The sequence below is a fragment of the Streptomyces sp. rh34 genome (genome assembly GCF_002551245.1).
Classification (GTDB): domain Bacteria; phylum Actinomycetota; class Actinomycetes; order Streptomycetales; family Streptomycetaceae; genus Streptomyces.
Window position 1 is genome coordinate 1 of the sequence record NZ_NTGZ01000007.1, and the last position, 18,536, is coordinate 18,536.

The 18,536-nt window shown below is 72.2% G+C and carries 18 protein-coding genes and 2 pseudogenes; 10 read left to right on the forward strand and 10 right to left on the reverse strand.

The features are described 5' to 3' along the window. Positions 1-753, reverse strand: a 753-nt coding sequence (locus tag CR470_RS03100; RefSeq protein ID WP_107489439.1) for a hypothetical protein, incomplete at its 3' end; no start/stop codon positions are given. Positions 754-949: 196 nt separating this feature from the next. Between CR470_RS03100 and CR470_RS03105 the strand changes: the two genes are divergently transcribed. Continuing rightward, a complete protein-coding gene (locus CR470_RS03105; RefSeq protein ID WP_097866040.1) occupies positions 950-1,807 on the forward strand; it encodes a DUF4097 family beta strand repeat-containing protein in 858 nt (285 codons plus the stop codon). Between the two features lies 1 nt (position 1,808). Continuing rightward, on the forward strand, positions 1,809-2,861 hold the full coding sequence (locus tag CR470_RS03110) for a PadR family transcriptional regulator (RefSeq protein ID WP_097866041.1): 1,053 nt from the start codon (positions 1,809-1,811) through the stop codon (positions 2,859-2,861). Between the two features lie 61 nt (positions 2,862-2,922). Here CR470_RS03110 and CR470_RS03115 read toward each other — a convergent pair whose 3' ends face one another. From CR470_RS03115 to CR470_RS03135, 5 genes and pseudogenes are all read right to left on the reverse strand, one after another. Next, a complete protein-coding gene (locus CR470_RS03115) occupies positions 2,923-3,507 on the reverse strand; it encodes a Clp protease N-terminal domain-containing protein (protein WP_097866042.1) in 585 nt (194 codons plus the stop codon). Then, complete coding sequence (locus CR470_RS03120; protein ID WP_006127526.1) at positions 3,507-3,716, reverse strand: sigma factor-like helix-turn-helix DNA-binding protein; 210 nt, start codon at positions 3,714-3,716, stop codon at positions 3,507-3,509. The genes CR470_RS03115 and CR470_RS03120 overlap by 1 nt, the downstream gene beginning before the upstream one ends. Positions 3,717-3,806: 90 nt before the next feature. After that, positions 3,807-5,232, reverse strand: a pseudogene (locus CR470_RS03125) (cellulase family glycosylhydrolase). A 77-nt stretch (positions 5,233-5,309) separates the two neighbouring features. After that, complete coding sequence (locus CR470_RS03130; RefSeq protein ID WP_097866043.1) at positions 5,310-6,278, reverse strand: zinc-binding dehydrogenase; 969 nt, start codon at positions 6,276-6,278, stop codon at positions 5,310-5,312. Positions 6,279-6,611: 333 nt separating this feature from the next. After that, complete coding sequence (locus tag CR470_RS03135) at positions 6,612-7,853, reverse strand: NAD(P)-dependent malic enzyme (protein ID WP_097866044.1); 1,242 nt, start codon at positions 7,851-7,853, stop codon at positions 6,612-6,614. Between the two features lie 527 nt (positions 7,854-8,380). Between CR470_RS03135 and CR470_RS03145 the strand changes: the two genes are divergently transcribed. The 3 genes from CR470_RS03145 to CR470_RS03155 are packed head-to-tail and all read left to right on the forward strand — an operon-like array spanning position 8,381 to position 11,101. Further along, positions 8,381-9,343, forward strand: coding sequence for an ABC transporter substrate-binding protein (locus CR470_RS03145; RefSeq protein WP_097866046.1), 963 nt, complete (start codon positions 8,381-8,383; stop codon positions 9,341-9,343). A 28-nt stretch (positions 9,344-9,371) separates the two neighbouring features. Beyond that, positions 9,372-10,340, forward strand: a complete 969-nt coding sequence (locus CR470_RS03150) for an amino acid ABC transporter permease (RefSeq protein ID WP_097866047.1) — start codon at positions 9,372-9,374, stop codon at positions 10,338-10,340. Then, on the forward strand, positions 10,337-11,101 hold the full coding sequence (locus CR470_RS03155) for an amino acid ABC transporter ATP-binding protein (RefSeq protein WP_097866048.1): 765 nt from the start codon (positions 10,337-10,339) through the stop codon (positions 11,099-11,101). Before CR470_RS03150 ends, CR470_RS03155 begins: the two co-directional genes overlap by 4 nt. 94 nt (positions 11,102-11,195) lie before the next feature. On the opposite strand, the gene CR470_RS03160 is transcribed toward CR470_RS03155, so the two are convergent. The 3 genes from CR470_RS03160 to CR470_RS03170 form a co-directional block, all read right to left on the reverse strand. Beyond that, complete coding sequence (locus CR470_RS03160) at positions 11,196-12,008, reverse strand: hypothetical protein (RefSeq protein ID WP_097866049.1); 813 nt, start codon at positions 12,006-12,008, stop codon at positions 11,196-11,198. Then, positions 12,005-12,493 carry a SigE family RNA polymerase sigma factor gene (locus CR470_RS03165; protein ID WP_097866050.1) on the reverse strand — a complete coding sequence of 163 codons (489 nt, stop codon included), beginning with the start codon at positions 12,491-12,493 and terminating at the stop codon, positions 12,005-12,007. The genes CR470_RS03160 and CR470_RS03165 overlap by 4 nt, the downstream gene beginning before the upstream one ends. A 198-nt stretch (positions 12,494-12,691) precedes the next feature. Continuing rightward, a complete protein-coding gene (locus tag CR470_RS03170; protein WP_097866051.1) occupies positions 12,692-13,453 on the reverse strand; it encodes a class I SAM-dependent methyltransferase in 762 nt (253 codons plus the stop codon). 88 nt (positions 13,454-13,541) lie between these two features. Here CR470_RS03170 and CR470_RS03175 point away from each other — a divergent pair, with 88 nt between their 5' ends. Then, positions 13,542-14,162 carry a CGNR zinc finger domain-containing protein gene (locus CR470_RS03175; protein WP_003966340.1) on the forward strand — a complete coding sequence of 207 codons (621 nt, stop codon included), beginning with the start codon at positions 13,542-13,544 and terminating at the stop codon, positions 14,160-14,162. Here the strand turns inward: CR470_RS03175 and sodX are convergent. Further along, entirely contained in the window at positions 14,075-14,503 is a 429-nt protein-coding gene (gene sodX, locus CR470_RS03180; RefSeq protein ID WP_003966341.1) for a nickel-type superoxide dismutase maturation protease, read from the reverse strand. The two genes, CR470_RS03175 and sodX, sit on opposite strands and share 88 nt — an antisense overlap. A 189-nt stretch (positions 14,504-14,692) precedes the next feature. Between sodX and sodN the strand changes: the two genes are divergently transcribed. From sodN to CR470_RS03200, 4 genes and pseudogenes are all read left to right on the forward strand, one after another. Next, positions 14,693-15,088 carry a superoxide dismutase, Ni gene (gene sodN, locus CR470_RS03185; RefSeq protein WP_032794992.1) on the forward strand — a complete coding sequence of 132 codons (396 nt, stop codon included), beginning with the start codon at positions 14,693-14,695 and terminating at the stop codon, positions 15,086-15,088. Between the two features lie 162 nt (positions 15,089-15,250). After that, positions 15,251-16,123 (forward strand): alpha/beta fold hydrolase, encoded by an 873-nt coding sequence (locus CR470_RS03190; protein WP_097866052.1) that lies wholly within the window; start codon positions 15,251-15,253, stop codon positions 16,121-16,123. 246 nt (positions 16,124-16,369) lie between these two features. Next, positions 16,370-17,336: pseudogene (locus CR470_RS03195) on the forward strand (alpha/beta hydrolase). After that, a complete protein-coding gene (locus tag CR470_RS03200) occupies positions 17,333-18,505 on the forward strand; it encodes an acyltransferase family protein (protein WP_097866053.1) in 1,173 nt (390 codons plus the stop codon). Before CR470_RS03195 ends, CR470_RS03200 begins: the two are co-directional and overlap by 4 nt. The last annotated feature ends 31 nt before the right edge of the window (positions 18,506-18,536 follow it).

Here is an 18,536-nt window from a genome sequence, read left to right on the forward strand (position 1 = left end):
AGATGTGTATAAGAGACAGCCCCACAGCAGGAGCGGGAGCCCGGCCGCGAGCTGGACGGCGGCGACGGCACGGGCGCGGGGGCCGCGCACCCACGGGCCGATCCTGCTGCTCTCGACCGCGTCCAGTTCCACGCGTACGGCATCGCGCCAGCCGGCCCACTCGACGCGTTCCACCCCACGCTGTACCGCCGCGACGCTCCGCAGCCGGTCCGCGCTCTCGCCCGGTGAGAGCCCGGCGGGCAGGGTCAGTCCGGTGCGGGTGAGAACGGCGAGCAGTCCGCGCAGCCGGGTGTCCGCGTCCCCGTCCGGATCGGGGCGGGTCAGCTCCTCCAGCGCCTGTACGTCCAGCACCGGGTCGAGGCCGAGCCGGAGCGCGAAGGTGCGCAGAGCCTCGCCCTCGCCCACCGGGGTGCCGTCGGTCAGCCAGACGTAGCCCACGGGCCGGCGGAATCCGGCGGCGAGGGTGAACCCGGCCCGGTCGGCGTCCCACCACAGGGCGAGCACCGGCCAGGTGGAGCCGACGGCGAGCGCGGTGGCCCAGCCGCCGAGGACCCGGTCCACCGGCTCGGCCTCCTGCTCCGGGCCCCTCCCCTCACCCCCGCTCCGCCAGGGCTTCCCCTCCGGGACGAGCACGCTCCACTCCTCGCCCGCCCGGGCCAGCAGCATCTGCTCGCGCAGCAGGTGGGCGAGCGGCCGTACGGTCTCGGGGTCGGCCCGGCACAGCAGGAGGGCCCCGGTGGATGTCGCGTTCATGGCTCACACGCTAGGGCAATATGCCCCTTTTTGACGTTGCTGCGTGCAATTTACCCCCTGCCAGCACCACCTGACCTCGCCCGACCTCACCCACCACCCTCCTCCGACTCCCCTTGACTTCACCCATCCGCGATATATCGTGTTCTGGACGAGACGCGATATGTTGCGTTGCCACGCTTTCCGGGAGGTCACATCCATGCCTGTGTCGACATGGACCATCGCCGAGCCGCGGAAGCTCGCCTTCGGGGATCCGGTGGCGGCGCTCCACGTGCGCATCGTCGACGGCACGGTCAACGTGGTCGGGACCGACGAGCCGGACGCCCGGCTGGAGATCTCCGCGATCGAGGGCCCGCCGCTGATCGTGACCCAGGAGGACGGCCGGCTCACCGTGGCCTACGAGGACCTGCCCTGGCAGGACTTGCTGCGCTGGTTCGACCCCAAGGGCCGCCGCCGCAGCGCCGTGGTCACGCTCGTCGTGCCGGCCGCTTCCTCGGTCGAGGTCGGCGTGATCGGCGCCGGGGCCGTCGTCTCCGGTATCAGCGGCCGCACCGAGGTCCGCGGCATCACCGGGGACTCCACGCTCGTCGGGCTGACCGGCGCGGTGCGCGGGGAGTCCGTGTCGGGCAGCCTGGAGGCCCAGAGCGTCACGGGGGACCTGCGCTTCCACTCCGTGTCCGGCGATCTGACGGTGGTCGACGGCGCGGGGACCTCGGTCCGGGCCGAGTCGGTCAGCGGCGCCATGGTGGTGGACGTCGACCCGTCCGGGAAGCCCACGGACATCCGGCTGACCACCGTGTCCGGCGAGATCGCGATCCGGCTGCCGCACCCGGCCGACGCCAGGGTCGAGGCGAACACCGCGAGCGGGGCCGTCTCCAACGCCTTCGAGGACCTGCGGGTCGGCGGGCAGTGGGGGGCGAAGAAGATCACCGGCACGCTGGGCGCCGGGACGGGGACCCTGCGGGCGACGACCGTGTCCGGTTCGATCGCCCTGTTGCGCAGGCCGCCCGCCGAGGACGACGCGTACGCCACCGAGCCGACCGGAAAGGTTCTCTGACATGCCTCCCGTATTCGCCCACGGCCGTCTGCGGCTGTACCTCCTCAAGCTCCTGGACGAGGCTCCCCGCCACGGCTACGAGGTCATTCGCCTGTTGGAGGAGCGCTTCCAGGGCCTGTACGCCCCGTCCGCCGGCACGGTCTACCCGCGGCTGGCCAAACTGGAGGCCGAGGGCCTGGTCACCCACGCCACCGAGGGCGGCCGCAAGGTCTACTCGATCACCGACGCTGGGCGCGAGGAGCTGGCGGGCCGCGGCGGCGAACTGGCCGACCTGGAGCTGGAGATCCGCGACTCGGTCTCCGAGCTGGCCGCCGAGATACGCGACGACGTGAGGGGCGCGGCGGGCCGGCTCCGCAGCGACATGCGGGCGGCGGCGTCGGAGTCCCGGCACGGCACGAAGGCGGGGGCCGGAAGCGGCAAGGACAGGGGAAAGGGCGAACCTTCCTCCCCCTTCGGTGACTTCCGTGACTTCCGCGACTTCGGCGGCCTGGGCGACCTCGGCGACAGCGAGGCGTGGCGCACGGCCAAGGAGGAGCTGCGCCGGGCCGGTCAGGAGTGGAAGGAGCAGGCACGCCGGGCGAAGGACGAGTCCCGGCGCGCCCGCGAGGACGCCCAGCAGGCCCGCCGTCAGGCCAAGGAGGCCCAGGAGAAGGCGCGCGAGCAGATGCAGACCGCCGCCCGCCAGGTCCAGGAGCACTTCGCGCGGGGCGACTGGCCCTCCGGCGTACGGGAAGGCCTCGCGGAGATCACCGGCCAGCTCGGCGGCTTCGCGCGCTCCGGTGCCTGGCCCCCGTTCGGCAAGCCCGAGCCGGACGCCGCCCCGGCCGCCCCGGTTCCCGACGACGGCTTCGACTGGGGCGCGGACGCGCCGGCCACGGGCGACCCGGTACGTGACCTGGACCGCCTGCTGGACCATTTCCGCGACGGCATCCGGGACGCGGCCCGCGATCACGGAGTGACGGAGACCCAGCTCGCGGAGGCCCGCCGCCACCTGGGCGCGGCGACGGCGCGGATCGAGGCGCTGCTGACGACGGAGGCCGAGGGGAAGGCCTGAGCCGGGGCCCGACGGAGAGGCGGACGTCCGGAACCGGGCGCCCGCCTCTCCGTGCGTACGCTCACCCGGCCTTGGCCTGTCCCTGGCCCCCGTCGGCGCCGGGGCCGTACAGCGCGCGCTGCACGGTCGCGTAGGTCGCACCGTGCTCGGCGAGGACGTCGGCGACGACTCCGGGCATCGCGGTGAGGGCCAGGAGCAGGTGCTCCTCGCCGATGAACCGGTCGCCGCGCCCCAGGGCGACCCGTAGCGACTTCTCCAGGACGGTCTTCGCGCCCGGGGTGAAGGGGCGGTGCCCGGACCACCACCACCGGTGTCCGCCCCGGCCGGTCGCCAGGGCTCCTTCGCCGTGGGCCCCTTCGACCCGGGAGACGATCGCGCCGATATCGATCCCGATGCCGGCGAGGGCGTCGGTGTCGGCCTTGGTCAGGCCGCCACGGCGGCGGGCCCCGGCGAAGGAAGCCTCCAGGGAGGCCCGGCGGTCCCGGAGGCCGAGGGCGGTGACGGCGAACGAGGCCCGGCCGCCCTCCTGTTCCAGCAGGGCGAGCAGCAGGTGTTCCTCGGTGACCGAGTCGGCCCCGCCGCGCTCGGCCTGTCCCACCGCGCCCTTCACGGTGGCGCGGGCCCCTCGGGTGAATCGCTCGAACATCAACGCCTCCCGTACTTCTTGTGCACGGCCTGCCGGCTGACGCCCAGCTCGGCGGCGATCTCCTGCCACGACCAGCCCTGGACGCGGGCACTTCTGACTTGTACGGCTTCGAGCTGCTCCAGCAGCCGCCGCAGCGCGGCCACCGCCCGCAGCCCGACGCGCGGATCGCGGTCACCGGCGCGTGCGGCCAGGTCCGTTGCTTCGGTCATGGATGTCAACCTACATTGACATCACTCCACCGTCAATCAAAGTTGACATCGCCGTCGGCCGGGCGCGCATCCGGACCGGGTCGCGCCCCTTCAGGGGTGGTCAGTTCGTCCCTACGGGGCCGCCTTCCCGCACGGTCACCACCACCTCGGCCCCGGGCCACGCCCGTACGACTGGCCACCTCCCGCGCGACGGCTCGCCGGGACCGCCGACAACGCGCCCCTGGCCGGTGACGGAGACGCGCCAGCCCCGGGGCGAGGGCGGGAGGGACAGCTCCGTCGCTCCGGGGCGGGCGGCGGCACGGTAGGCGAGGCGGTAGGAGCGGGTGTCCGCGTCGTACGTCTCCGAGCGGACGGTCCCCGCGACGGCCGGGGCGTACGGGGTGGCGGTCCGCTCCTTGTTCGTACGGAAGCGGCCGTGCTCGTCGACCGCGCAGTAGCCGCCGCCGTAGCACCAGACGTACCCCGCCCAGCCGGAGCTGTAGCGGTTCAGGGAGTCGACGGCCTCGCGGTAGAAGCGGCCCATGTGGGGGAGGGCGTTGTTCAGGGGCCCCCATTCGCCGACGACCACGGGCATCCGGTGGCGGGCCGGGTACGTGGTGACGGCGGCCTCGTACGCCTCGATCCAGCCGGCCGAGGGATCGTAGTCCGCACCCGCCTCCATGGCGGTGTTGTAGAAGTGCGGGGCGTACACGGTCCGGCGGTCCTCGATCCGGCCGAGCCCGGTGGGGACGCCCTCGCCGACGATGGGGGTCGGCTCGACGAAGAGCCAGGTGTCGCGGTCCTTCGCCCGGACGGCGCGGGCGAGCCGGTTGTACATCGGGGTGAGGTACTGGGCCTCGATCCGGCGGGCGGCGGTGGGCAGGTCCTCGCCCTCACGCAGCTCCCCCATCGGCTCGTTGATCAGGTCGTAGCCGATGACGGCCGGATGGTCGCGGAACCGTGTCGCGAGGACCTGCCACACGGCGGCCTGGGCGCGCTGGAGGTCGGGGTCCTCGTAGAGGTGGGTGAAGGCCCGCTGGACGGCGGGCTGGAAATACTCGGAGAACCAGTCGTCGGGGTTCGGGGTGAACGGCAGCCCGTCGGTCCTGGTGGCCCAGGCGGGGATGCCCCGGTGCCCGAACGCGGGCCCGAAGACGTCCTGGTGGGCGTCGATGAGGACGTGGACGCGATGCTTGCGCGCCCAGTCCAGGACGCGTTCGATGCGCCGGAGGTAGCGCTCGCTGTACTGGCCGCGCCGGGGCTCCAGATCGTCCCAGAAGACCAGCAGCCGGGCGAAGTTGAAGCCGTTCGCGCGCAGGTCGCGGAAGTGCCGTTCGGTGATGGCGGTGAGGGCGGCCTCGCCGCGGTTCGCCTTGTCCTCGACGTTCCAGCCGCGCAGGGTGAGGGTGCGCCCCTGACCGTCGGTCAGCGGCGGGATGCCGTGCCCGGAGGCCTGTACGGGTGCGGGTGCGGGGCGCGCCGAGGCGGCGGGGGCGAGGGCCCCCGCCGCGAGCACGGACGCGACGACAACTGCCATGAGTGCTCTGCCCATTCGCATGGGCCGATCCCATCAGCAGAACTGACGAACCATCAAGAGCGCGGCGTCGAACGCTTTCAGCTGGTGGGGTTCAGCACGATCTTCCCGAAGAGGTCGCCCGACTCCAGCCGCCGGAACCCCTCCCGGGCCCGGTCCAGCGGCAGCACCTCGTCGATGACCGGGCGGACCCCGGTGGTCGCGCAGAACGCGAGCAGGTCCTCCAGCTCGTCCTTGGACCCCATGGTGGAGCCGACGACCTTCAGCTCCAGGAAGAAGATCCGGGTCAGCTCGGCGTGGGCGGGCCGGTCGCCGCTGGTGGCCCCGGAGATGACGAGGGTGCCGCCGGGGCGCAGCGACTTCACGGAGTGGGACCAGGTGGCGGCCCCCACGGTCTCGATGACGGCGTCCACCCGCTGGGGCAGCCGGGCGCCGGGCTCGTACGCCTCCAGCGCGCCGAGTTCGACCGCCCGCTCACGCTTGGCCTTGTCCCGGCTGGTGGCGAAGACCCGCAGCCCGGCGGCCTTCCCGAGCGCGATCGCGGCGGTGGCGACCCCGCCGCCGGCGCCCTGGACGAGCACGGAGTCGCCGGGCCGGACCCCGGCGTTGGTGAACAGCATCCGGTACGCGGTGAGCCAGGCGGTCGGCAGGCAGGCCGCCTCCTCGAAGCTGAGCTCCTTCGGCTTGGGCAGGACGTTCCAGGTGGGGACGGTGACCTGCTCGGCGAAGGTGCCCTGATAACGCTCGGTGAGGATGGAGCGCGGCTCCTTCGGCCCGACGCCGTGCCCCGACTGCCCGATGACGGAGTGCAGGACGACCTCGTTGCCGTCCTGGTCGACGCCGGCCGCGTCGCAGCCCAGGATCATCGGCAGCCGGTCCTGCGGGAGGCCCACGCCCCGCAGGGACCAGAGGTCGTGGTGGTTGAGGGAGGCTGCCCGGACGGTGACGGTGGTCCACCCGGGACGCGCCTCGGGGGCCGGGCGGTCACCCAGCTCCAGGCCGTCGAGGGGATGGTCGGGATCGATGCGGGCTGCGTAGGCGGCGAACATGGCTCGACGATAGGCGGGGCGGGGCGACCGCGTAACCGCCTGCGTGTGTGACGCGCACCAAGCGGGGTGGGCCCGCACCACCAGCCTCTCCGGCGATTGAGGAGCGGGGTCCGGGGCAGCGCCCCGGGGGGCTCCGCCCCCGGACCCCCGCTGCTCAATCGCCGCAGGGGCTTGATATGCGGGCCTCCGCTGCTCAGCCGCCGCAAGGCCTTGAGGTGCGGGCACCCGCTGCCCGGCCACCACATCGGCCGGCGGTGCGAGCCCCGCAGGCAGAGAGCGGGCGGGGCCCGTACCGGTACAGGCCCCGCCCACCCCCAACCGCTCGACGCGGCATCAGCGCCGGGCCACACCCTCCGCACGGGCCGCCGCCGCCACCGCCGCGGTGACCGCCGGGGCGACCCGCTCGTCGAACGGCGACGGGATCACGTAGTCCGCCGCCAGCTCGTCGCCGACCACGTCGGCCAACGCGTTCGCCGCGGCGATCTTCATGCCCTCGGTGATCCGGGAGGCCCGGACCTGGAGCGCGCCCGCGAAGATGCCCGGGAACGCCAGCACGTTGTTGATCTGGTTCGGGAAGTCGGACCGCCCGGTCGCCACGACCGCCGCGTACTTGTGCGCGACCTCCGGGTGGACCTCCGGGTTCGGGTTGGCCATCGCGAAGACGTACGCGCCGGGGGCCATCGAGGCCACCGCCGCCTCCGGGACCGTACCGCCGGAGACGCCGATGAAGACGTCCGCGCCGGCGAGCGCCTGCTCCAGCGAACCGGAGAGGCCGGCCCGGTTGGTCAGCTCGGCCAGCTCGCGCTTGACCTCGGTGAGGTCGTCGCGGTCGCGGCTGACGACGCCCTTGCGGTCGGCCACGGCGACGTCGCCGATCCCGGCCTCCAGCAGGAACTTGGCGATGGCCACGCCCGCCGCGCCGGCGCCGGAGATGACGCCGCGCAGATCGCCCAGCGTCCGCCCGGAGAGCTTCGCGGCGTTGCGCAGGGCGGCGAGGGTGACGACCGCGGTGCCGTGCTGGTCGTCGTGGAAGACCGGGATGTCCAGGCGCTCCTGGAGCTTGCGCTCGATCTCGAAGCACCGGGGCGCCGAGATGTCCTCCAGGTTCACCCCGCCGAACGAGGGGGCGAGCCGGACGACGGTGTCGACGATCTCGTCGGCGTCGGTGGTCGCGAGAGCGATCGGCACCGCGTCGACGCCGCCGAACTGCTTGAAGAGGATGGCCTTGCCCTCCATGACGGGGAGGGACGCCTCGGGCCCGATGTCGCCGAGACCGAGCACGGCGGTGCCGTCCGTCACGACGGCCACGACCTGCGACTTCCAGGTGTAGTCGTGGACGAGCTCGGGGTTGTCGGCGATGGCGCTGCACACTTTCGCCACGCCGGGCGTGTACGCCAGGGAAAGGTCGTCCTTGTCCCGGATCGGGACGGTGGACTGCACGGCCATCTTCCCGCCCCGGTGGAGGGCGAAGGCCGCGTCGAAGGGCTCGTCGGCCCCGGTGTCCGCTGCGCTCGTGCGCTGGATGCCGCTGTCGGTGGTGCTGTCGCTGCGAGGATTGACGATCTCCGCTGCCATGGTGTTGACCCCTTAAGTCTTCATCGTTTGAGGGTGGCCACTCCTGGTTGAGGAGAGGTGGGCGGGCACCGCGTACGCGCCCCGCACCGGGCGGTCGGCCCGTCCCGGCAGGGATTGGTGGTACATACGCGCGGGCGCGCCGCACACGCGCCCTGAGCCCCGGATGAGGGGTGTAAACGTCTTTCTTACCGGACGAACGGTGTTACGGACGAGTCCATAACAACGCGGTGACGTGACTCATAGTCGAATATCTGGACAAGTCGGCAAACCGGCATAAATGCCGTCCACTGGTCGAGGCATGCCGAAGATTCTCCGGCAGAGGGAATGAATGCCCACAGATGGTCCGGTCCTCGCGGACCGGCCGTTGATGTTCGGGGGTCGCCCGTTATCCGATTTTGACATGGCGGGACCCCTGAATGGGCCAGTCCAAATGGCAGGATGCCGTCATCACACAAGGTGGCGACACTCGAAGGTGCGTGCCAAGCCGCCCACCAGCACCTCACCCTCACCTGCCGGAGGATCCCGACATGACCGCAAGCACCACGCGTCGTACGACCGCGAAGTCCCGGATTGCGGCGATCGGCGCCATCGCGGTCGCCGGCTCCCTGCTGCTCACCGCCTGTGGCGACCAGACCGACAGCTCCTCCCAGGAGGGAGGCAGCGGCAAGGAGACCAAGAGCGGCGCGCCGCTCTTCTCGAAGCTGCCGGAGAAGTACCAGAAGTCCGGTGTGATCAAGGTCGGCACGAATGCCGAATACGCCCCGATGGAGTCCGTCGAGAACGGAAAGATCGTGGGCGTCGACCCCGATCTGGCCGCAGCCCTCGGCAAGCAGCTCGGGGTGGAGTTCAGGTTCACCTCCGGTTCCTTCGACGGTCTGATCACCGCCCTGAACAGCGGACGCCACGACATCGCGATGTCGTCGATCACGGACAACAAGCAGCGCCAGGAGGGCCTGGACGAGTCGGGCAAGAAGCTGGGCGAGGGCGTCGACTTCGTCGACTACTTCCTCGCCGGTACCGCCGTGTACACGAAGAAGGGCAACCCGCAGAACATCAAGTCCATCGAGGACCTCTGCGGGAAGGCCGCGGCCGTGCAGCGCGGCACCACGTACGAGAAGGCCCTCAAGACGCAGTCGAAGGCCTGTACGGAGAGTGGCGAGAAGGCCATCAAGATCGAGTCGTTCGAGAACGACACCGAGGCGCAGACCCGGGTCAAGTCCGGCGGTGCGGTCGCCGGCGTCAACGACTACCCGGTCGCGGTCGACCTGGCCCGCAAGGCCGACGGCGGCAAGGCGTTCGAGGTCGTGGGCGAGCAGATCGACGCCGGCCCGTTCGGCATCGCCGTCAAGAAGGACAACACCGGGCTGCGCGACGCCCTGAAGGAGGCCGTCGACGCGATCATCGCCGACGGTTCCTACCAGAAGGTGCTCGACAAGTGGGGCGCCGGCACCGGAGCGATCGACAAGGCCGCCATCAACGGCGGCAAGTGACCGGACGCTCCACTGAAGGGCAGTCACCATGACTGACAAGTTCGACAAGACACCCGCCGGTTCACCGGCCGGCCCGGTGTCCGTCTCCAAGGGCGCCACCCCGGCCCCGGAGAACATCAAGGCCATCCCGGTCCGCCACGTCGGCCGCTGGATCAGCGGCGTCGTGGTCATCGGCCTCCTCGTCGCCCTCGGGTACGCCTTCTCGCAGGGCAACATCCAGTGGCACGCCGTGGGCGACAAGCTGTTCGACAGCACGGTCGTCGCCGGTGCGGGCCGCACCCTGCTGATCAGCGTCCTCGCGATGGTGCTCGGCGTGATCCTCGGCGTCGTGCTGGCCGTGATGCGGCTGTCGAAGAACCCGGTCACCAGCTGGGTGGCCTGGCTGTACATCTGGTTCTTCCGGGGCACCCCGGTCTACGTACAGCTGCTGCTCTGGTTCAACCTGGCGCTGATCTTCCCGGTCCTGAACATCCCGTTCATCTACAAGGACGAGATGACGGACGTCATGACCCCGTTCATGTGCGCCCTGCTGGGGCTCGCGCTGAACGAGGCCGCCTACATGGCGGAGATCTGCCGGGCCGGCATCCAGTCGGTCGACGAGGGCCAGACCGAGGCCTCGCACGCGCTGGGCATGACCCAGGCGAAGACCATGCGCCGCGTGGTCCTCCCGCAGGCGCTGCGAGTGATCATCCCGCCGACCGGCAACGAGTTCATCAACATGCTGAAGACCTCGTCGCTGGTGTACGCGGTCACGTACAACGAACTGCTCCGCTCCACCTCGCAGATCGGCTCCACGTCGTACGCGGTGATGGAGATGCTGTTCGTCGCGTCCATCTGGTACATCGTGATGACCAGCGTGTTCAGCGTCGGCCAGTACTACCTGGAGCGCCGCTTCGCCCGCGGCTCGCTGCGCTCGCTGCCGCTGACGCCGCTGCAGCGCGTCAAGACCAACCTCGCCGCGTTCAGCAACCGGCCCTCCGGAGGTGTCTCCGCATGACCACCCCCATGGTGAAGGCCGAGGGCGTCCACAAGTCCTTCGGCGCGGCCCACATCCTCAAGGGCATCGACCTGGAGGTCGCCCCGCGTGAGGTGTTCTGCCTGATCGGCCCGTCCGGCTCCGGCAAGTCGACCTTCCTGCGGTGCATCAACCACCTGGAGAAGGTCAACGCCGGCCGGCTCTCGGTCGACGGCGAGCTGGTCGGCTACCGGCAGAAGGGCGACAAGCTCTACGAGCTGAAGGACAGCGAGGTCGCCCTCCAGCGGCGCGACATCGGCATGGTCTTCCAGCGCTTCAACCTGTTCCCGCACATGACGGCCATCGAGAACGTCATGGAGGCCCCGGTCCAGGTCAAGGGCGAGTCCAAGGCCGTGGCCCGGGCCCGCGCCGAGAAGCTGCTGGACCGGGTGGGCCTCTCCGACAAGGCGGGGAACTACCCCACCCAGCTGTCCGGCGGGCAGCAGCAGCGCGTGGCCATCGCCCGCGCGCTGGCGATGGAGCCGAAGCTGATGCTCTTCGACGAGCCGACGTCCGCACTCGACCCGGAGCTGGTCGGCGACGTCCTGGACGTCATGCGCGGCCTGGCCGAGGACGGCATGACGATGATCGTCGTCACCCACGAGATGGGCTTCGCCCGCGAGGTGGGAGACGCGCTGGTCTTCATGGACGACGGCGTGGTGGTCGAGTCGGGCCACCCGCGTGACGTGCTGACCGACCCGCAGCACGACCGGACGAAGTCGTTCCTGTCCAAGGTGCTGTAGGCCCGCGTACGGGAGGGCGGTGCGGACCGTGGTCCGTACCGCCCTCCCGCGCGTCCGGGCGCCCGCCGGGCTCCCCCGCGTGCGCGCCGCGCCCTCAGCCCTTCGGCAGCACCTCGGTGCCGGTGAGCAGCTCCTTCATCTGCTGCCGGGAGAGCGGAGGCTCCGACAGCAGCGGCCCCTGGGTGCCGGAACCCTCGAAGCCGGTGCTGGAGCGTACGAGGAACTGCGAGCCGTCCCGCTGGATGAGCCGGCCGACCAGCTCGGGCCCCCAGTCCACGCTGTCCTCGCCCTCGACGTCCATCGTGTCGTGCCACGTCGTCAGGGCCCGGCCGTCGGGGAGCACCTCCCGCTCACAGTCCGAACGGGACGGCTGCTGGCCCACCAGGACGCAGAGGTCCTCGTCCGGATCGGCCGGGCGGCCCGTCTTCTTCTCCACCGCCGCCCGGTCCTCCAGGGCGAGCACCAGGTAGCCCACACCGCCGTCCCGGCGGAACGCGTAGTGCCCGTCCAGCGGGCCGAGGTAGGTGGTCCGCGCCTGTTCGGGCGTCGCCTTCTTGATGAGCACGGCGAGCGAGACCTCTTCGATCTCCCCCACATCCGCGGGCAGGAGCGCGGCCAGCCGTTCGGCCCTGGCCGACGCGGGAGCCGAAGCCGAAGCCGATGCCGACGACGTCGGGGAGGCGGACGGCCCGGCCGACGCCACCGAGGTGCGCGCGGGGTCCTCGTCGCCGCCCGTCCGGGGCAGGGCGAACGCCCCGGCGGCGACCACCGCGAGGACGGCGGCGGAAGCGGCGGCGCGGCGGCGCCTGCGGATCCGGGCGGCCTTCGCGTACACGGCCCCCGCGGAGAACGCGGGCTTCCCCGCTCCCTCGGCGGCGCGGACGAGCAGTTCACGCACGTCGTTCATACCAATTCCTCCGCCATCCCGGCGCGCAGCGCCGCCAGGCCCCGAGCCGTGAGGCTCTTGACCGTGTTCGTCCGCATCCCGAGTGCCTCGGCCGTGGCCTCCACGCTCAGGTCCTCCCAGTAGCGGAGCACCAGCACCGCCCGCTGTCTGGCCGTGAGCCGGGCGAGCGCCTCTCTGACGACCAGGCCGGTGTCCGTGTCGGCCGCGTTCCCCGGGCGGTCGGGCAGTTCGCCGTACGCCCGCTCCCGCCGCCAGAACCGCCGGCGGCTCGCGATGAACGTGTTGACCAGCGTCTTACGGGCGTACGCCTCGATGTTGTCGAGCCGTCCGTGCCGCCGGCCGCCGAGGACGACCTTGACCAGGGTGCTCTGGACGAGGTCCTCGGCCTCGTGCCGGTCGCCGCAGAGCAGATAGGCGCTGCGGAACAGCGCGGTGCGTCTGCCCTCCACGAAGTCGTGCAGTGCCGCGTCGTCATAGGCCCGCATCTGGGCCCCTCTCCGGAATCCGCATTCCCGCCCCCTTCTCTCCCCGCTCCCGGCCCGCGGAGGCGGACCGTCTCACCCTTCCAGTGCGCCGGGGGCAGGCGGAGGTTGCGGGTGGCGACAGGAAAAGGGGGCGGTACGGGCCCGACGCCCGTACCGCCCCTCCTCTCGCCTCTGTACGCTGCCGCCGTTCGCGGGCGCCTACTTCACGGCGAGGACCAGGGTGTCCGAGGGGGACGCCCAGACCGCGCGGGCCTCACCGAAGCCGGAGGCCAGCAGGGTGCGGGCGTGCCAGTCGGCGGAGGGCATGTCGCCGTCCGCGTGCTCGCCGTAGATCGCGAACCGCTCGGCGGTGGGCGCGGCCAGGACGGGGTCCTTCGCGGCGACGGCCCACCAGTCGGCCCAGTCCAGCGCCCCGGCGGCCTTGGCCCGGTCCATCGCGGCGTGCCGGTGGGCGCGTTCGGCGGCGTTGATGCGGGGCGTGGCCGGGTCGATCATGTGGTCGGCGTTCATGAACACCCCGCCGTCCCGGACGAGGCCACCGATCTGCCCGTACAGCGTGGCGAGCGGATCGGTGTGCAGCCAGTGCAGGGCGGTGGCGGTGAGGACGGCGTCGTACGAGGTGTGGGGCAGGCGGGCCGTCCAGTCGGGGTCCTTGAGGTCGGCGGTGACGAAAGCGACCCGGTCGTCGCCGTCGAAGGTGCCGCGGGCGATGGCCAGGAGCGCGGGGTCGAGATCGACTCCGGTGCTCGTGGCGTTCGGGAACCGCTTGAGGAGCCGGTCCGTAATACTTCCCGTACCGCACGCGAGGTCGAGCACCCGCGGTTCCGGTCCGACGACCGCCTCGACCATGTCCAGCATCACCCGGAACCGCTCCTCGCGGTCGGGCATGTACCACTCCTGTTGCCGGTCCCAGCTCTCCTGCCAGGACTGCCAGTCGGTGCCCGTAGCCGTCTCCGTCACGTCAACCTCCACGTAATACCTGTTCACGTCGATCGACCATTACACTGGCCGATGTCCCGACTTTAGACCGACACCGTAAGGACTACAAGTGGAACTGGCCTATTACTCGGACTATGCCGTGCGCCTGGTCAACACCGAGGAGCCGGCCCGTAACAAGGACGCCCTCACCTCCGTCGAGGCGGTCCGGGAGCTGTTCGGAGCGAATCAACAGGCGGCACGGCGGACGACGGACGCCGACGTGACCCGGTTCCGTTCCGTACGGGCGCGGCTGCGCGCGGTCTTCGACGCGGCGGACGGCGGCGACGAGACGCTCGCGGTCGACCTGCTGAACTCGCTGCTGCTGGAGTTCCCGGTGAGCCCGCAGATCTCCGGGCACGACGTACGCGACCAGGACGGCAGGCCGGACTGGCACATGCACCTGGCCGACCACCCGTCGAACGCGACCGCCGGCTACGCGGCCATCGCGGCGATGGGCCTGGCCTTCCACCTCACCGAGCACGGTGTGGACCGCCTCGGCCTGTGCGAGGCGGCGCCGTGCCGCAACGCCTACCTGGACACCTCCACCAACCGCTCCAGGCGCTACTGCTCGGACCGGTGCGCGACCCGCGCGAACGTGGCCGCCTACCGGGCCCGCAAGCGCGAGGAGGCCGAGCGCACCGGCCGCAGCGCGGAGACCGCCCAGCCCAGCACCGCCGTCACCGACCGCTGACCCTTCGCCAGGGGCCGGTAGCGGGCCCGCACCCGGGCCAGCACCAGCTCCTCCGGCACGGTCCCGTAGTCGGTGCTGTCCCCGCCCGCGAAGGTGTTGTCGCCCCGCACCCACCAGCCGCCGGGCCGCCGCTCGGTGGCCCGTTTGACCACCAGCAGGTCCTGCTGGAAGGGGTGCCGCAGGATCACCACGTCACCGGGGCTCACGGGCGCCCCGTACTGCACGAGCAGCAGGTCGCCGTGGTAGAGCGTGGGCACCATCGAGGGGCCCGTCACCTCCACCACCCGCAGCGGACGCCGCGTCACCCGCCCACCTCCGGACACCTGTCGCCTCTCCGGCATCTCCGGCACCTCCCGGTTCCTCCTCCAGCACATCGTCAGCACATCGCCCCGCACACGGCTCCGTACATTCGGCCGACGGCCCGATTCTCACACCGGACTTTTGACCTAAGCCCCTGGGGCAGCCGCGGAAACCGGCGCTCCACGGAGTAATGTCCCACCTGAGAAGACGATCACGAGGAGGACAGCTCCATGCTTTCCCGCCTGTTTGCCCCCAAGGTGAAGGTCAGCGCCCACTGCGACCTGCCCTGCGGCGTGTACGACCCGGCCCAGGCCCGCATCGAGGCCGAGTCGGTCAAGGCCGTCCAGGAGAAGTACCAGGCCAACGAGGACGCGGACTTCCGCACCCGCGCCGTCCTGATCAAGGAGCAGCGCGCCGAGCTCGCGAAGCACCACATCTCGGTGCTCTGGAGCGACTACTTCAAGCCCCCGCACTTCGAGAAGTACCCGGAGCTGCACCAGCTGGTCAACGACACCCTGAAGGCGCTCTCCGCGGCCAAGGGCTCGAACGACCCGAAGACGGGCCAGAAGGCCCTGGACCTCATCGCCGAGGTCGACCGGATCTTCTGGGAGACCAAGAAGGCCTGATCTCCGGATCAACGCTTCGGCGGCCCCGGCCCGCGCGTCATCGCGTGCGGACCGGGGCCGTTCTCGTACCCACTGGCCCAGCGCCCGGCGATGCGTTACATTCCAAGCGAGACGGACCGTATCGTCTCAGCCTGCCGACTCACCAGGACAGCGAGGTCCACCATGGAACGCTTCGTCGAAGTCGCCCCCGGCGTACGCCTCTGGGCGGAGGAACACGGCGCTCCCGACGCCCCCGCCCTGCTGCTGGTCATGGGCGCGCAGGCGTCCGGGCTCGGCTGGCCCGACGAGCTGGTGGTGCTGCTCGCCGCCCGGCATCGTGTGATCCGTTACGACCACCGGGACACCGGCCGGTCCACCTGGGCCTTCGACGAGCGGCCCTACCCGCTCACCGCGCTGGCCGAGGACGCCGTGGCCGTGCTCGACGCGTTCGGCGTGGAGCGCGCGCACGTCGTGGGGATGTCGCTGGGCGGCATGCTCACCCAGCTGCTGATCGCCGACCACCCCGAGCGGCTCCTGAGCGCGACGGTGTTCGGGACCAGAGCGCTCAGCTCCGTCCCGTACACCGCCCCGGACGGCGCCCGCGTCCCGCCCGAGCAGCTCCCCGGCGTCGCGCCCGCACTGCTGGAGCTGTGGTCCCGGCCGGTCGAGGAGCTGGGCCCCGAGGCCGAGTTGGAGCGGCGCGTAGAGCACTGGCGGGCGCTCGGGGGCGGCATGATCCCCTTCGACGCCGACCGCGCCCGGGCCCTGGAGCGCCGGATCATCGAGCACACCGGGCACCACCGTGCCGGCTCCGCGCACGCCCGCGCCGACTACTCCGGAATGGACCGCACCGAGCAGCTCGCCCGGACCCGCGTGCCCGCCCTGGTCGTCTCGGCCCTTGCCGAACCCGTCTTCCCGCCCCCGCACTCCGAACACCTCGCCCAGGCGATCCGCGGCGCGCGGCTCGTCGAGATCCCGGGCATGGGCCACGCGCTCCCCCGCGAGGTTCTCGCCCCGCTCGCCGCCGCCGTCCTGGAGCACACCGGCCGCGCCTGACGCCGCGCCGGCCGAGACCCACCTCACGGGGCGAGGCCGACACCGCACCTCGCCTCGCCTCACCGGCCGGAGCCGTGCGCCGTGCGCCGTGCGCCGACCGGAGCCGGCCACCTGCCACGTCCCCCACGTCATACCTGAGAGCCACCCCGCAGGTGCCCTCTCCGGCGGGACGCCGACTACCGCCCCCCGTCCATAACTTCTGTACCGGAAGCACACGATGCCCCTGGTACGGAAGGACCCCACCCCATGCCCGACCGCCCGCGCGGAACCCGCCCGCTCCGCGCCCTGCTCGCCGCCCTCGTCACCTTCGGGGTGGCCGTGCCGGTGTCCGGAGCGGCCCGGCCCGCCGCCGTGCCCGCCCCCCGCGCCGACCGCTCACGGGCCGCTGCGGGACGCGGGGCAGGCGGCGCTCGCCCGGCGGTACGCGGTGAGCCGGCAGGACATCCGGGCGGCCGAGCGGGCGGCGCGGGGGCACGGGGATCTCAGGCGGGCGGCCTCGCTGCGGGAGATGGCCGCGCCGGGGAGGCAGTTCCTCGCCTTCGACGGGCGGGACGGCGGCCGGACCACGGAGGTCGTCGGGGAGTTGTCCGCGGCCCGGCGGATCGCGGTGCTGGTGCCCGGTGCGGGCGTCGGGCTGGACGCGTACTGGCGGCTGCGGCGTGATGCCAGGGCTCTGCACCGGGAGTTGGGCGGGGGCGCGGCCGTCGTCGTCTGGCTCGGCTACCGCACGCCCGCCACCGTGAGTCCGGCCGCGCTGACCACGGGGCGGGCCGACGGGGCCGCGCCGGGGCTGCGCACGCTGGTGGACGGGCTGCGCGCGGTGCGGCCCGCCGCCCGGATCAGCCTGCTCTGCCACTCCTACGGTTCGGTGATCTGCGCCCGGTCCGCGCCGGGGACGGCGGCCGACGCCCTCGTCCTCTACGGCAGCCCCGGGGTCGGAGCCCGGGACGCCTCCTCGCTGCGCACCGGGGCGCAGGTGTGGGCGGGCCGGAGCGGCGGGGACTGGATCGCCCGGGTGCCCCATGTCCGGGTGCGGGTGCCGTTCGTCGCGACGCTCGGCTTCGGGACCGATCCGGTGGCGGACCGCTTCGGGGCCGAGGTGTTCGACGCGGGCGACGGCGGCCACAGCGACTACCTGCTGCCCGGTTCGCGCTCCTTGACCAACCTGGCCCGGATCGCGGCGGGCGTCGAACCGCTGGGAGCCTCCCGATGACCGGTCTCGTCGCACGGATCGAGGCCGCCACCCCGCCCGGCCGCGACCGGGCCGTCGACACCCTGCGGGCCCTGGCGATCCTCGGTGTGGTGGGCGGGCACTGGCTGGTGACCGCGCTGGTCACCGACAGCGGCACGGTGCGCGGGGCCAGCCCGCTGACGTATCTGCCTGAACTCCACCCGGTCTCCTGGGTGTTCCAGACCCTCGCGGTGTTCTTCCTGGTGGGCGGGCAGGTGGCGGCGGGGAGTTGGGCCTCGGCCCGGCAGCGCGGCGTGCCGTACGGGCAGTGGGTGGGCGGCCGGCTGGGGCGCCTGTTCCGGCCGGTGTCGGCGGTGCTCGTGGTGTGGGCGCTCGCGGCGGCCGCGATGCTGGTGGCCGGGGTGGGTGATGCGACGGTCCGCGCGCTGGTCAAGCTGGTCTGGTCCCCGCTGTGGTTCCTGCTGGTCTTCGCCGCGCTGACCGCGCTGACTCCCCTGGTGGCGCGGCTGCACCCGCTGTGGCCGCTCGTGGTGGTGCTGCACGTCGACCTCGTACGCCTGGGTCTCGGCGGTCCTCGTGAACTGGAGTGGATCAACGTGGTCGCGGGCTGGCTGGTGCCGTACTGCCTGGGGGCGCTGGTGGCCCGGGGCGGGATGCGCGGCCGGGCGGGCCGCTGGGCGCTGCTGCTCGGCGGCGCGGCGGCGGCCGTCGCGCTCGTTGGGTGGGCCGGGTATCCGGCCGCCATGGTCGGCGTTCCGGGCGGCCGGATGTCCAATCTGGATCCGCCGAGCCTGGCCGCCGTGGCGTTCGGCCTGGCGCAGTGCGGGGCGGCGCTGCTGCTGCTCGGTCCCCTGCGCCGGGCGCTGCGGAGGCCCGCGGTCTGGGCGGTGGTGGCGGTGGTGAACCTGTCGGCGATGACCGTCTTCCTGTGGCACCAGACCGCGATGATCATCGTCACGACGGGTGCGTCGCTGATCGCGGACGGCCCGCTGGCGGGGCTGCACACCGTGCCCGACGGCGCCGGCTGGGTGCTCGCCCGCGTGCTGTGGCTGCCGGTGTTCGCGCTGGCCCTGCTGGTGTGCTGGGCCGCGTTCCGGGGTTACGAGCACGGCGGGCGGCGCCCTGGCGGGGGCTCCCTCGTCGTACGGGAGTCCTCCCCCGAGCGGAAGGGACACGCACGTCGTGCCTAGTCTGAGCAAGAGCGGAGCCAAGGGGGCGGTG

Coding starts and splice junctions, on each gene's coding strand:
- CR470_RS03155 (WP_097866048.1), top strand. CDS start 10,337: ATGACCACCCCCATGGTGAAGGCCGAGGGCGTCCACAAGTCCTTCGGC.
- CR470_RS03115 (WP_097866042.1), bottom strand. CDS start 3,507: ATGTTCGAGCGATTCACCCGAGGGGCCCGCGCCACCGTGAAGGGCGCG.
- CR470_RS03105 (WP_097866040.1), top strand. CDS start 950: ATGCCTGTGTCGACATGGACCATCGCCGAGCCGCGGAAGCTCGCCTTC.
- sodN (WP_032794992.1), top strand. CDS start 14,693: ATGCTTTCCCGCCTGTTTGCCCCCAAGGTGAAGGTCAGCGCCCACTGC.
- CR470_RS03145 (WP_097866046.1), top strand. CDS start 8,381: ATGACCGCAAGCACCACGCGTCGTACGACCGCGAAGTCCCGGATTGCG.
- CR470_RS03110 (WP_097866041.1), top strand. CDS start 1,809: ATGCCTCCCGTATTCGCCCACGGCCGTCTGCGGCTGTACCTCCTCAAG.
- CR470_RS03150 (WP_097866047.1), top strand. CDS start 9,372: ATGACTGACAAGTTCGACAAGACACCCGCCGGTTCACCGGCCGGCCCG.
- CR470_RS03130 (WP_097866043.1), bottom strand. CDS start 6,278: ATGTTCGCCGCCTACGCAGCCCGCATCGATCCCGACCATCCCCTCGAC.
- CR470_RS03160 (WP_097866049.1), bottom strand. CDS start 12,008: ATGAACGACGTGCGTGAACTGCTCGTCCGCGCCGCCGAGGGAGCGGGG.
- sodX (WP_003966341.1), bottom strand. CDS start 14,503: ATGCCGGAGAGGCGACAGGTGTCCGGAGGTGGGCGGGTGACGCGGCGT.
- CR470_RS03120 (WP_006127526.1), bottom strand. CDS start 3,716: ATGACCGAAGCAACGGACCTGGCCGCACGCGCCGGTGACCGCGATCCG.
- CR470_RS03165 (WP_097866050.1), bottom strand. CDS start 12,493: ATGCGGGCCTATGACGACGCGGCACTGCACGACTTCGTGGAGGGCAGA.
- CR470_RS03200 (WP_097866053.1), top strand. CDS start 17,333: ATGACCGGTCTCGTCGCACGGATCGAGGCCGCCACCCCGCCCGGCCGC.
- CR470_RS03190 (WP_097866052.1), top strand. CDS start 15,251: ATGGAACGCTTCGTCGAAGTCGCCCCCGGCGTACGCCTCTGGGCGGAG.
- CR470_RS03135 (WP_097866044.1), bottom strand. CDS start 7,853: ATGGCAGCGGAGATCGTCAATCCTCGCAGCGACAGCACCACCGACAGC.